The 13405-nt window shown below is 45.9% G+C and carries 13 protein-coding genes; 2 read left to right on the forward strand and 11 right to left on the reverse strand.

Going from position 1 to position 13405, the window contains the following annotated elements:
- Window positions 1–6: 6 nt before the first annotated feature.
- The 5 genes from AC3WTJ_RS07785 to metH all read right to left on the reverse strand — a co-directional run bounded on the left by AC3WTJ_RS07785 (window position 7) and on the right by metH (window position 6727).
- Window positions 7–777 (reverse strand): GNAT family N-acetyltransferase, encoded by a 771-nt coding sequence (locus AC3WTJ_RS07785; protein ID WP_492521347.1) that lies wholly within the window; start codon window positions 775–777, stop codon window positions 7–9.
- A 159-nt stretch (window positions 778–936) separates the two neighbouring features.
- The gene (locus tag AC3WTJ_RS07790; protein WP_492521348.1) at window positions 937–1626 is read right to left on the reverse strand and encodes an LrgB family protein; all 690 of its coding nucleotides are present in this window, start codon (window positions 1624–1626) and stop codon (window positions 937–939) included.
- On the reverse strand, window positions 1616–1966 hold the full coding sequence (locus tag AC3WTJ_RS07795; protein ID WP_407872286.1) for a CidA/LrgA family protein: 351 nt from the start codon (window positions 1964–1966) through the stop codon (window positions 1616–1618). Before AC3WTJ_RS07795 ends, AC3WTJ_RS07790 begins: the two co-directional genes overlap by 11 nt.
- Window positions 1967–2250: 284 nt before the next feature.
- On the reverse strand, window positions 2251–3180 hold the full coding sequence (gene rnz, locus AC3WTJ_RS07800; RefSeq protein ID WP_492521349.1) for a ribonuclease Z: 930 nt from the start codon (window positions 3178–3180) through the stop codon (window positions 2251–2253).
- Window positions 3181–3289: 109 nt separating this feature from the next.
- Entirely contained in the window at window positions 3290–6727 is a 3438-nt protein-coding gene (gene metH / locus AC3WTJ_RS07805; protein WP_492521350.1) for a methionine synthase, read from the reverse strand.
- A 217-nt stretch (window positions 6728–6944) separates the two neighbouring features.
- On the opposite strand from metH, the gene AC3WTJ_RS07810 reads away from it, so the two are divergent.
- Entirely contained in the window at window positions 6945–7484 is a 540-nt protein-coding gene (locus tag AC3WTJ_RS07810) for a 1,2-dihydroxy-3-keto-5-methylthiopentene dioxygenase (protein ID WP_492521351.1), read from the forward strand.
- Window positions 7485–7559: 75 nt separating this feature from the next.
- Here the strand turns inward: AC3WTJ_RS07810 and AC3WTJ_RS07815 are convergent, their stop codons facing one another.
- The 3 genes from AC3WTJ_RS07815 to AC3WTJ_RS07825 all read right to left on the reverse strand — a co-directional run bounded on the left by AC3WTJ_RS07815 (window position 7560) and on the right by AC3WTJ_RS07825 (window position 9110).
- The gene (locus tag AC3WTJ_RS07815; RefSeq protein ID WP_492521661.1) at window positions 7560–8351 is read right to left on the reverse strand and encodes an HAD family hydrolase; all 792 of its coding nucleotides are present in this window, start codon (window positions 8349–8351) and stop codon (window positions 7560–7562) included.
- A 43-nt stretch (window positions 8352–8394) separates the two neighbouring features.
- Window positions 8395–8577, reverse strand: a complete 183-nt coding sequence (locus tag AC3WTJ_RS07820) for a DUF896 domain-containing protein (protein WP_127451673.1) — start codon at window positions 8575–8577, stop codon at window positions 8395–8397.
- A 140-nt stretch (window positions 8578–8717) separates the two neighbouring features.
- Window positions 8718–9110 (reverse strand): LysM peptidoglycan-binding domain-containing protein, encoded by a 393-nt coding sequence (locus AC3WTJ_RS07825; RefSeq protein WP_492521352.1) that lies wholly within the window; start codon window positions 9108–9110, stop codon window positions 8718–8720.
- Between the two features lie 147 nt (window positions 9111–9257).
- On the opposite strand from AC3WTJ_RS07825, the gene lexA reads away from it, so the two are divergent.
- Window positions 9258–9875 carry a transcriptional repressor LexA gene (lexA, locus tag AC3WTJ_RS07830; RefSeq protein WP_492521353.1) on the forward strand — a complete coding sequence of 206 codons (618 nt, stop codon included), beginning with the start codon at window positions 9258–9260 and terminating at the stop codon, window positions 9873–9875.
- A 328-nt stretch (window positions 9876–10203) separates the two neighbouring features.
- Here lexA and AC3WTJ_RS07835 read toward each other — a convergent pair whose 3' ends face one another.
- From AC3WTJ_RS07835 to AC3WTJ_RS07845, 3 genes are all read right to left on the reverse strand, one after another.
- Window positions 10204–11442, reverse strand: coding sequence for an aminopeptidase (locus tag AC3WTJ_RS07835; protein ID WP_492521354.1), 1239 nt, complete (start codon window positions 11440–11442; stop codon window positions 10204–10206).
- A gap of 97 nt (window positions 11443–11539) precedes the next feature.
- Complete coding sequence (gene glnA, locus AC3WTJ_RS07840; protein ID WP_309491814.1) at window positions 11540–12880, reverse strand: type I glutamate--ammonia ligase; 1341 nt, start codon at window positions 12878–12880, stop codon at window positions 11540–11542.
- 38 nt (window positions 12881–12918) lie between these two features.
- Window positions 12919–13329 carry a MerR family transcriptional regulator gene (locus tag AC3WTJ_RS07845; RefSeq protein ID WP_127451665.1) on the reverse strand — a complete coding sequence of 137 codons (411 nt, stop codon included), beginning with the start codon at window positions 13327–13329 and terminating at the stop codon, window positions 12919–12921.
- Window positions 13330–13405: the final 76 nt, after the last annotated feature.

The following is a 13405-nucleotide window of genomic DNA, read 5'->3' on the forward strand; positions in this document are numbered from 1 at the left end:
CCTTGCCTACGTTGTTAGAAAATGACGTTTGTACCGTCTTGTAACCCGCTCTTTTTCCAAAATGATAAAGAAATCGACGGTCTCAAAAAGCTCATCATACGCCGGATCGCCGCCAATTTCAGCACCGAGCCATTGATAACCCTTCATGAGTGGGGGCAGCTTACGAAACACATCTTTCTCATTGCATTCAACTTCCAATCGAGCAAGCCCGGGTATCCGGTGGGTGGATAGCGGTTCGATACCGTATCGGTTAGTAATAACCTGTTTTTGAAGCAGCATCGTATAAATGAGATTTAAATCCTCTAGATTGCTCATATGTACACTAGCGCAGCCAATTAAATGAGTGTAATTTCGCTCCGTAATGTAACCGGCAATGCCTTCCCATAACAGCTGAATCGCTTTCCCGCCGCGATACTCCGGTGCAATGCAGCTGCGCCCGAGCTCCAGCGTCTGTTCTTTATACGCGGTATAAGCCGCTAAATTAAATTCGGTCTCCGAATAAAAACCTATGCCTTGAAGGGCACGATCTCCTGGAAGCAGACGGTAAGTCCCTACAACCTGATCTGTGTCCAAATCTTTCACAATGAGATGATCGCAGTACGCATCATAAGCGTCTTTTTCAAGACCTTCCTCATTGAGCATTCGCATGTTTTTCTCTTCTTCAACGAAAACCTGATACCTTAGTCTCATGGCCTGCTCAATTTCATCCGCGCTGCTTGCAAGCCTAACTGTTAGTTTGGCCTGCTGAGGCGCCGTATTCAGAAGGGGTCCACTCATCTTCTTCACGCCTTTCTACTGGATTCTCACTGTTCCATCGTAGCAGAGGTTTATTATGGTTTCGTTTTCGTATTGTAAAAAAATTGTAATGTTTGGAAAATGAAATAAACCGCATTCGCCACTTTGACGAAATACGGTTTATCCTGTTCATTTACAAAGTCATTGGAGCCAGTAATAGATCGGTATGAATAAAATGGATGTCATGATGCCACAGATCGCCATGGACAGTCCGGCAAAACCGCCCTGTTGTTCTGAATCCTTAACAACTTTCGCTGTTCCAATACCATGTGCGGCCGTCCCTAGAGCAATTCCGATGGAGATGTCGTCACTTATCTTCAGCCAATTCAACAAACGTGTGCCAAACATGCTGCCAAACAAACCCGTCATCGTCGTCAGAACGGCCGTAAGCTCCGGTATCGCCCCTAACCGCGTAGCGATTTCAATGGAAATTGGCGAACTAACCGATTTAGGCAGCATACTTAGAATAATTGACTGGCTGCCGCCAAGGAGTCCAACAATAGCTGCGCTCGATGCAATGCCGGTGATGGATCCTGCCAATACGCTAAGCATGACGCGCTTTAAATTGGACCGGATTAAGGATCTGTATTTATACAGCGGGACGCCTAAGGCAACGGTTGCCGGTCCAAGAAGAAGCGTGAGAACGTCCGCCCCTCGTTTAAAGTCTTCAAAAGGAATTCGAAATCCAACTAAAATAAGAATAATAAGTCCTGTACATACAAAAAGCGGATGCATAAACCGCCATCGCTGATACATCACATTAGCGAACGCATAAATCAGAACACTCAATGATAAACCGAATAAGGGGTTCTGCAGCATATTACCCGCCATATTTTTCCCCTTCCTTACCTAGCTTGGAGGATACCCATCCCGTAACGATCAGAACGACGGCCGTCGCACCGACGATACCACCGCAAATCGCAACCAGATTGGCACCAATAATAGGCAGAAACAAGAGAATACCAACCGTGTAGGGGATAAAAAAAAGCATCATATGCCTGGTCAGCAGCGACGCGGCGTCTTCCACCCATTCAAGTTTAACCAGCTTAGCGAATAAAGCCGCTGTAAATAGCATGAGCCCGATCACGTTGCCAGGTAGCGGCAGGTGCAGGCCCATTTGAATCACATACCCTATGAAATTAAAAGCCAATAAAATTGCAAAACCAAGCATGTTGTCTCCCTTTCCGCTCAAAAACAGGTTCATCCAGAATCTTTATAAGCATTTCTTATTTCCCTTAACATAACATAAAAAATCGAGGACATAAAGATAGAAAGCAGTATTTCTGCTGCTGGAATCCCCATTTCGTCACCTCAGTCTACACACCTTTTGGATAGTGTATGAGTAAGAATTGCGAAAATGACTTTTTCCGACGGATGGACACGACTAACTGGATAAAAAAGAGACTATCCGTTCGGCCATCACTGACCTTCCGAAATAGTCCCATTCCATGCTCCCTATCCTTTTCGCGGCACATCAAAACTCCAAAAGTCTTTGGCAATGTGGCTGTTGCTGTGATGATGCTGTGCTTCTTGCAGCAGTTCCAGCACAGCGTCCCCTTGGTAGCGCGAACTAATGTGCGTCATAATCAAGGCATTCGCTCCTGCTTCTTGCGCAATCCGTGCCGCATCCGTAGATGTCGCATGATCGAAAGAATAGGCTAGTTCCTGCTTATCCATGGCGAATGTCGCCTCATGCACAAGAACGTCGGCGCCTCGAGCCAAAAGCTGTGCCCCGCTGCAATAACGCGTGTCGCCGAGAATAACGACGATGCGTCCCGGTATCGCCGCACCCAGGAAATCGGCGCCATGCAGTGTGCGCCCATCTTCAAGCTGAACCGTCTGCCCTTGCTTAAGCTTCCCGTAGATCGGCCCGGCGGGGATACCTAGCGCCGTCAACTTATCCAACATCAGCTTCCCGGGTTGGTCCTTCTCGATGATCCGATAACCGAAACATTCGATGCGGTGCTCCAAACGCGCAGTCTCCACCAAGAAGGTGTCATCTTCAAAGAGGAGTCCTTCCTCCTCGATTTCCACAATCTTGAGCGCATAGGTCAGATGCGCGCCGCTAACTTCTAGAGCCGTGTCAACAAATCGTTTGAGCCCCGGAGGGCCAAACATCGTAAGCGGTGTATCGCCACCCAAATACGAGCGGCTGGTTAACAAGCCTGGCAATCCGTATAAATGGTCTCCATGCAAATGCGTGATGAACAGCATCTCCGTCCGTCCGAGTTTCACGGGAGAATTCATAATCTGCTGTTGGGTGCCTTCACCACAGTCAAATAACCAATAGGTTCCACGCTCATCCAGCAAGTTAAGAGCAATCGATGTGACATTGCGCTGCTTGGAAGGCATGCCTGCCCCTGTTCCCAAAAAATATAGTTCCACGTTCTAAAACCCCAATCTCTCTGAAAATCACTGTTCGTAACACGGAAAGCGAGGTCGCTGCCGAACATGGTGTTCGGATAAGCTGCCTCGCTTTATGCCATAACTTTTCTTAGCCTACATTGAAATAACGCGCTTCTTTGTGGGCGAACACGATAGCCGATACCGACGCTTCCGGCTCCATCATGAATGACTCTGTCAGCTCAACGCCAATATCTTCCGGCTTCAGAAGATTGAACAGCTTGGCTTGGTCTTCGAGATTCGGACATGCCGGATATCCGAAGGAGAATCGTTGGCCGACGTATTTGGCACCGAATCTCTCCTGCATCGTCATATCGACGCGATCCGCGATACCCCAAACATCCCTCATAATATGGTGGATTCGCTCTGCAAAACCTTCCGCTACTTCCAGGGCAGTCGCTTGCAGCGCGTGAGATTTCAAGTAATCTCCTTTGTCGCGCCATTCCTTAGCCAACTCATTAATATCATGCCCAGCTGTCACAAGCAAGAAGCCTACATAATCCATCTGACCACTCTCTACGGATTTTAAATAGTCAGCTAGGCATAGATACGGCTCTTTGTCCTGACGCGGGAATGTGAAGGTCTCAAGAACCTTGCTATGATCTTGCGGATCGTAGACAATGACATCGTTCCCGCTGGATTGCGCCGGGAAGAAGCGGTACATACCATGTGCTTTAATGATCCCGTTATTTTGAGCCGCGTACAGAATGGAATCGACCGTATCTTTAAGCTGCATAGCCTTCGCATCCCGATCGCTAAGCAGGGCTTCAACCTTCCCTTTGAGACCGAGATGATGGCCGAGCAGCATTTGCATGTTCACATAAGGCATGAGATGGCTAATCGGGTAATCTCTCATGATATGGCGTTCTGTATCTTGCGGCACTTGTACAGGCAAATCCTTGGACACTGCAGACGAACTCACACGCGTAAGCTGCGGTAGTTTCTCTTCCTTCTTGCCTGTATCCATGACATCGGATTCCAGATTTTCTCTTAGTTCTTGGATGAGACGTTTGCGCTGCTCAGGGTCGCTTAACCGGTTAGCAATATCTAGACCGTCCATGGCATCCTTCGCGTAGAGCACAACACCTTCGTACTCCGGTTGAATACGCGTTTTGGTGAATTTCCGTGTCAGCGCGGCGCCACCTACCAGAATCGGCACATCTACACCTGCCGTACGCAAGTCTTGTGCGGTAATAACCATCTGCTGAGCGGATTTTACCAATAGACCCGATAAACCGATCGCATCTGCGTTTTCTTTCCGCTGTGCATCAATGATTTGCTCAGGCGGTACTTTGATTCCAAGGTTTACAATTTTGTAGCCATTGTTCGACAGAATAATTTCGACCAAATTTTTACCGATATCATGCACATCACCTTTAACGGTTGCCAAAATAATTTTTCCTTTGACAGCCGTTTCGGATTTCTCCATAAAAGGTTCCAAATAACTAACGGATGCTTTCATGACCTCAGCGCTCTGAAGTACTTCAGCAACAATCAATTCATTGCCATTGAAAAGGCGGCCTACTTCCTCCATCCCTCTCATAAGCGGTCCATTAATCACTTCAAGAGGCGAATAAGTTTGCAGCGCAATTTCCAAATCTGGAATTAACCCTTCCTTCGTCCCTTCCACCACATAAGAACCAAGGCGCTCTTCCAAGGTCAGATTGGAAATCTTCTCCTTCTTCTCGACCTTCTTCTCACGGAAATGAGCGACAAATTTCGCCAAAGTCTCATCATTCGTATTGTAAATCAGTTCCTCAGCCAGTTGACGTTCTTCCTCTGAAATAGAGGCATAACGCTCCAACTTCTCTGTGTTCACAATCGCATAATCAAGACCGGCTTTCGTACAATGGTACAAATAAACCGAGTTCAACACTTCGCGTCCAGCATCCGGTAATCCGAATGAGATATTACTCAAACCAAGAATGGTTTTGGCTCTTGGGTATTTCTCTTTAATCAACTTGATTCCCTCGATCGTTTCAACAGCAGAACCGATATACTGCGGATCCCCAGAGCCGACAGGGAACATATTCGGATCAAAAATGATATCCTCTGGATTCATCCCGTATTTCTCGGTTAGCAGCTCATAAGCTCTTGTTGCAACCTCAATTTTCGCTTCGCGCGATACAGCCTGGCCTCGTTCATCAATGAGAATACAAACAACGGCAGCCCCATATCTATGGATGAGAGGTAAAATCCCGGCAAATTTCGATTCGCCATCCTCCAGGTTAATGGAGTTAATAATCGCTTTACCTTGCGAGTATTTAAGTCCCAACTCGATAATGTGATCATACGTGGAGTCAATCATCAAAGGCACCTTCACCTTTTTGACCACCTGCTGCATGAATTCTTCTACCGCGTAAGCCTCATCAATATCCGTATCCTGCAAATTGATATCGATGATGTGTGCTCCGTTTTTCACCTGATTACGGGCAATTTCTGAACCTTCTTCAAATTTGCCTTCTTTAATCAAGCGTTTGAATTTACGCGATCCCGAAATATTCGTACGTTCACCGACCATGATAGGGCGGTTCTCAGGTTCGATAAATAAGGTTTCAATCCCCGAAACAGCGGGTAAATGGGTTCCATATTCCGTTCTAGGTTTGTACTCGCTAAGTGTTTCTGCCATAGCACGAATGTGCTCAGGAGTTGTTCCACAGCATCCGCCGGCAATATTAAGCCAGCCCTGCTCGGCAAAACCGGCCATTTTCTTGGCCAAAGATTCCGGCGATTCATGATAATGACCATTCTCATCCGGCAATCCGGCGTTCGGATAACAGCTGATTGCAGTTTCTGCAATACCCGCCAGCGTTCGGATGTGATCCCTCATGAACTCAGGGCCTGTAGCACAGTTCAATCCCATAGAAATAGGTTTCAAATGTTCAAGCGAGATATAAAAGGATTCGATATTCTGCCCGGCTAGTGTTGTACCCATTGGTTCAATCGTTCCCGAGATCATAATCGGAAGCTCGAAGCCCAGCTTTTCAAAAGCTCTGCGAATCCCAATGCTCCCTGCTTTCACGTTCAGTGTATCTTGTGACGTTTCCAGAAGAATAGCATCGACCCCTGCTTCACATAAAGCTAAAGCTTGTTCGTAGTAACTATCTTCCAATTGGTCGAACGTAACGCCACCTGTTACTGATAAGGTTTTGGTTGTTGGCCCCATAGCCCCTACGACATATCGCGGCCATTCCGGCGTTGAATATTTGTTCGCTGCCTCGATCGCCAACTTGGCTGCAGCGAGATTCAACTCGCGATGACGGTCTTGCAGATCATATTCGGCAAGAACTACACTTGTCGTTCCGAACGTGTTCGTTTCTATCATATCCGCGCCTGCGGCGAAATAAGCCTCATGAATCTTACGAATCACATCCGGGCGTGTTACGCATAGAATTTCATTACAGCCGTCTAAATCATCGCCGCCGAAATCTTCAGCTGTTAAATTCTCTTGCTGAATCATGGTACCCATGGCGCCATCGAGGATCATGATCTTTTTCTTTAGCTGCTCTTGAATCGGTGGTTTAGACATGAAATGACTCCCTTTCAACTTATCCTGAAGCGATAAATAATAAATAATCGACAAATTATGTTAAGATTTAGTGTAACAGAATACGGCTTCTATGAAAAGATTTTGAATTATCATAAAAACCTATAGGTTTTATCGGGTAAACTTATGATCATGCATCGACAGCGCACATCATTTCCACTATAATACAAGTATATTTACTAAGAAAGAGGGATGCTGCATGGCACAAATTAGAATTCGCAATACCAACGAACGAATCGAAGGCGAAGAGCAAGTCAAAGCCTTCTTGGATAGCCAAGAAGTTGTATATGAACATTGGGATGCGAACAAGCTTCCTGAAGCGCTGCGCGAGAAATTCGTACTGAATGATGAAGAGAAAGCTCAAATCATCAGCACGTATGAGCCGGAAATCCGTGATTTAGCGGCAAGACGCGGTTACGAAATCTGGGATGTTATCTCCCTTTCCGATGCAACACCGAATATCGAAGAACTGCTTAAGAAATTTGAGCAAGTTCACACACACACAGAAGATGAGATTCGCGCTATCGTTTCAGGTAAAGGGATCTTCATCATTAAATCCGAAGAAATCGGCTATTACGATGTTGAACTTGAGCCAGGGGATGTCATCTCGGTTCCTGAGAACACCAACCACTTCTTTACACTTATGGATAATCGTCAAATCGTTGCCGTACGTCTTTTCATCGAGAAAGATGGATGGGTCGCTTATAACGTGGAAGATCCTGCTTTTATCAAAGCCTAATACCTTATTTAGAAGAAAGCCCAACAGCGCAGGACTCACTGTCCAAAACGCCGTTGGGCTTTTTGTTATGCTCTATTAAGCATTAGCGATAATCGGTAAAACTTCTTCTAAGCGCGATACCTCATTCGCAGGAACAATCTCATCTCCACTTTGTAGTCCATGATGGTTGATCCAAATATTGCGCATGCCTACACGTCCGGAACCAAGGATATCCGTCGTCAGCTTATCACCGATCATGATCCCTTCTTCTGCATGAATCCCCAGAAGTTCCAGCGCATGGTGGAATATAGAAACATCGGGTTTACCCACTCCAAATTCCCCGGAAATGACAATATGATCGAAATAGGACGTAATCGCTGGCACGTCAGCTAATTTTTCTTTTTGAAGATCAGGCGATCCGTTTGTTAGGAGCAGCAGCTTGTAGTTACCCTTCAATGCGTCAAGTACACGGAACGTTTCTTCATAAACGTACGGGCGCTTGCGGCGTTCAGCAGGAAAAAGCTCGCCGAGCTTGTACCCCAGCTCTGCATCTTCTACTCCTAACGCGCGAAGCCCGCGAGTCCACGCTTCCGTGCGATAACCTGGTGCTAATGCTTGCAGCTTGCGGAAATTTTCATTTTCACCTTGTGTAAAATTAGCCCAAAGCCCTTCAAACGGATTAATGCCAATCATCTTGGTGAATGGAAAAGGTTCATAGGATTCGTATAAAGCACGGGCTTCTTTACGAACAGCAGCTTCCAATTCTTCCGGATTCACTGCCGCGTGTTTCGCCGCCTCCGAGCAAGTTGCTTCAAAAGCTTCTTGTACACTGCGGTCATCCCACAAGAGCGTATCATCTAAATCAAAAAGTACAGCCTTCAACGTCATCATTCATTTCCCCTTTGAATGTTGTTTCTATGTGAAAAAGCAACTACTCTTCGTCCGTGAACTTGATGGAATCAAGTTGAACTTTAAGATTGCCTCGGAAAGCCTCAATATATTTTTTTCTCAGTTCATTTCGTTCATCGATTTCCGCATCCGATAAGCCAACGGTTTTCGCTTTACGAGCAAGCTCATTAATGCGCTCGATGTTTTTTTCCATACTGTCACTCATAGTGATCCTCCAGTTCAAAAATTCAATATGACTATTACTTTGCCATCCCTCTAGTGGAATGTCAAGAAAACAACTAAAAGAGGCATAGGAATAATTCCTAGCCTCTATTCGTCTATTTCCATTCCATAGGATAGTAATGATTAAGGGAGCAATAAAACCTGTCCTTCTTTCAAGGAGCTCGTAGTTAAATGATTTTTTGTCTTAATCTCATCTATATAGGAACGAATGTTCTCTCCATCTTTCTTATGAGCAGTCGCAATACCCCAGAGCGTGTCCCCCTCTTGAATGACAACTTGCTCCTGAACAACTTTCTTAGTTTCAGCGTGATTAGATATACTGCCCGTCGGTGAAGACGCCGCCGCATAAGCTTGTACCATGGCACCGAATGAGAAGACAGTCCCCAGAATTAATGCAATAAAAAGAAATCGAATGATTGTTTTCGTATTACGTGATTTGGTTGCAATCCCTTTGGACGCGGCAGTTGATCTATGAGGTGTGCGTGAATTGGTAGTGTGTGAGTAGGCCATATACATGAATAATCATCCCCCAAACATTTGTTCTGTTTTTAGAATAACACGAACACATGTTTGAGTCAACGATTTATTCGAACTTATGTTTGTACGAACTCGGGTTCTATGTTATACTTTGGGTAATGATTCCCAGTATTGGAGTGATAACTATTGAGTAAGATTTCGCAGCGTCAACAAGCTATTTTAGAATACATTAAGAACGAAGTGAAAGATAAGGGTTACCCGCCTTCCGTACGCGAAATCGGCGAGGCTGTCGGACTAGCCTCCAGTTCAACCGTACACGGGCATTTGGAGCGTCTTGAGAAGAAAGGTTTGATTCGTCGCGATCCAACCAAACCTCGCGCTATCGAGATTCTTGGCTTAGACGGCGCCGAGACTCATTTCGCTGTTTCCGTTGCACGCGTACCGCTCGTAGGTAAAGTTACCGCCGGGGTACCGATTACGGCGACAGAGAACATCGAAGACTACTTCCCTCTTCCAGTCAGCATGGTCGGAGACAACAATGTGTTTATGCTTAGCGTCCTGGGAGACAGTATGATCGAAGCCGGTATACATAACGGCGATTATGTTATCGTCAAGCAGCAGCAAACAGCGAACAACGGTGACATCGTAGTCGCGATGACGGAAGACGACGAAGCGACAGTCAAACGTTTTTACAAAGAGAAGGATCATATCCGCCTTCAACCGGAAAACTCTGCTTTGAAGCCGATTCTGCTCAAGAATGTTACGATTCTAGGCCGTGTCATCGGATTATTCCGCGATATGTAAGACTAAAAAGGACCGTCAGGTGAATCATCCTGACGGTCCTTTTAGGTGCGCGCGAATCCAGCTAAGGGTCCACGAAAAGGATAAGGGAACTTAAGTACTCTATTTGGAGAGAAATAGCCATTGTAATCTCGAAAAGGAACTACAGAACTTTATTTGACGTCCAACAATCGTTTTACAAGTGAAATCAACAGATTAGCGAATGAACTGCTGTTCCCCCCCACTAGTGGATGAGGTGCTTTTTCAAACATATAAGGGACTATAGTTCCCCTATAAAATCAAAAAAACCGAAGGACAAACCATCCCTCGGTTTTATTACTAATTCAAAGGCTTAAAATGCAAGCGCCCAATTCCCCTGACGGAAAATTGGCTCCAGACTGCCATCCTGAAGCACACCGTCAATCTCAAGATCAGACGTCCCGATCATGAAATCCACGTGGATCAAGCTAGTGTTTCCGCCTCTTACTTTCAGCTCCTCGTTGGATAAAGAAGCCCCATCCTTCATATTGATTGGATAGCAGCTGCCCAAAGCAAGATGGCAGGAGGCATTTTCATCAATCCCTGTATTGTAAAAAATCCGTTTTAGATTGGATATCGGCGAATCATAGGGAACAAGCGCGACTTCGCCTAAATAACGAGCGCCTTCGTCCATTTCCAATAATCTAGTCAAATGCTCATGGCCGACCTCTGCCTTATAATCTACGACCTTCCCGTCTTCGAACCTGAACGAAAACTTATCAACCAATGCGCCATTCACATTCAGCGGCATGGTACTTGTTACCGTCCCGTTAACGCCAGTCCGTTTGGGCATCGTAAATACTTCTTCCGTCGGCATATTCGCAACAAAGCGAATCCCTCTTGCGTTCGCTTTATCCCCGCCAAGCCAAATGTGGCCAACTGGCAGCTCTACGCGCAAATCAGTCCCTGCAGCCCGATATTGCAGCGCTGCATATTGCTTATCGTTCAGCACCTTGCGAACGCGCTTCAACTGCTCAATATGTGCTCGCCATGCGCTAACCGGATCATTTTCATATACGCGATTGAAACGGAAAATTGCATCCCACATCGCATCCATCCGCTCTTCTTCAGGAAGATCCGCATACACTTTGGAAGCCCAAGCAGTAGTAGGAGCTTTAATCAAGCACCAGCTGAACGTGCTCGTTCTTACATATTTTTGATACTTAGAACGTGCTGTCGCCATCGCCTTTGAAGCTCTGGAAATCACACCAGGGTCAATGCCGGCGTACAAATCTGGATCTGGCACCTTAATATTCAGAAGTGCGCCGCCATTCTCAACAAAACGCTCCAACATATCCGTGTACCACACCGGGTAGTAGTCGAGTGCATCATCATGAGCCGTCTCTAAGCGCGCACGCGTCAGGAAATCATCTTGCCAATTCACCTGCACATAGTTCGCACCAGCCTCATAAGCTTTCTTAACAATTAGCCGCGTCAAGTCCAAGCATTCCATTGGCGACTCAATCATTAGATCTTGACCTTTGGTCAAATTAACGCCAATTTTTACCACTAGTTCTGCATATTTCTCTAAGTTGACTAAAAAATTATCCATGAGTTCCTGCTCCTTCGCATGAAAAAGCCCATCAGTTCAGGACGTGCCTGAATCATGACGGGCTATCTTATCTAATTTTCAAACGTTGCTGATGGTCTTAGTATAGGGACAGATATTGATCTCTTTCCCATTGGTGAACCTGTGTGCGGTACATATCCCATTCGATTTCTTTGAGCTCATAGAAATGTGCTAAAGCATGCTCGCCTAGTGTATCACAGATCACATCATCACGCAGCAGCTCGTCCAAAGCTTGTTTCAAGTTGAGTGGCAAGCTTGGGATGCCTTGGCTTTCTCTCTCTTCTTCCGTCATCACATAAATGTTGCGATCCGTTGGAGGAGGCAGCTGCATTTTGTTTTTGATGCCGTCCAGACCAGCTGCAAGCATAACAGCAAGCGCCAAATATGGGTTCGCCGCTGGATCCGGATTACGAACTTCAACGCGCGTGCTTAAGCCGCGGGAAGCCGGGATACGAATCATCGGACTGCGGTTGCTCGCAGACCATGCGACGTAACAAGGTGCTTCGTAGCCAGGTACGAGACGTTTATAGGAATTAACAGTCGGATTCGTAATCGCTGCAAAGGAACGGGCATGGCGAAGCACACCTGCCATATAATGTCTTGCAACATTACTTAAACCTAACTTGTCGGACTCATCGTAAAATGCGTTGGTTTCACCTTTGAATAACGATTGGTGACAGTGCATGCCTGAACCGTTCATGCCGAACAATGGCTTAGGCATAAAGGAAGCATGCAGACCATGCTGTCTAGCAACCGTTTTAACAACGAGTTTAAACGTTTGAATTTGATCAGCCGCTTTAATTGCATCCGCATATTTAAAGTCGATTTCGTGCTGACCAGGAGCTACTTCATGGTGAGATGCTTCAATCTCAAAGCCCATTTCTTCCAGCGTTAGCACGATATCGCGACGGCAGTTTTCACCAAGATCCATCGGAGCCAAATCAAAGTATCCGCCTTGATCATTCAGTTCAGTCGTCGGATTGCCTTTTTCATCGGTTTTGAACAAGAAAAACTCTGGTTCTGGACCAACATTCATCGCTGTGTAGCCCATTTCTTCCGCTTGCTTCAGCGCTGTTTTCAAAATAGCACGAGGATCGCCAGGGAATGGACGCCCATCCGGCAAGTAGATATCGCAGATCAAGCGAGCCACTTTGCTTTCCGTTACCCAAGGGAAGATTACCCAAGTATCCAAATCCGGATACAGGTACATATCTGATTCTTCAATCCGCACATAACCTTCGATGGAAGAACCGTCAAACATCATTTTGTTGTCTAACGCTTTTTCAAGTTGGCTGAAAGGAATCTCAACGTTCTTGATGCTTCCCATCAAGTCCGTAAATTGCAAGCGAATGAACCGAACGTTCTGTTCTTTAGCAATGCGCAAAATATCTTCTTTCGTATAGTTGTTGTTGTAAGTCACGTTCATTCTCCTCTCATTTTACAAGCGCTTACGGAGTGTTATTTATAAAACCGGGAAAGCTGTCCTTGGATGAGGGAAACCTGATCCGGACGCTTGCCCCCGCCTATCAACTGCTGTTTAAGCATTTTGTGCAGTTGGGAGTCGGTTAGTTCCTTACGCTTAACTTCCGTATGCTCGTTCAAAATCGTAGCATCTTCCGAATCTTTATCGACGGGGATGAGCACCTGCTTGATCCCTGCGATGTTCACGCCTTTTTCAATCAAATCTTTAATTTCAAGTAGTCGTTCAACATCATTAAAGGAGTAGAGTCGTTGATTGCCGCCAGTTCTGGCTGGAATAATAAGCTCATGCTGCTCGTAATATCGAATTTGTCTTGCGGTTAGATCCGTCAGCTTCATGACGATCCCGATTGGGAATAACGCCATATTTCTACGTATTTCATCACTCATGCTAATCACTCCTGCAAAGTTAAGTAACTCTCCTATATTGTACCTAAGTAACAAAAACGTGTCAAGGAGTGTAAGG

It is taken from the genome of Paenibacillus sp. FW101-FHT12H11 (genome assembly GCF_058790355.1).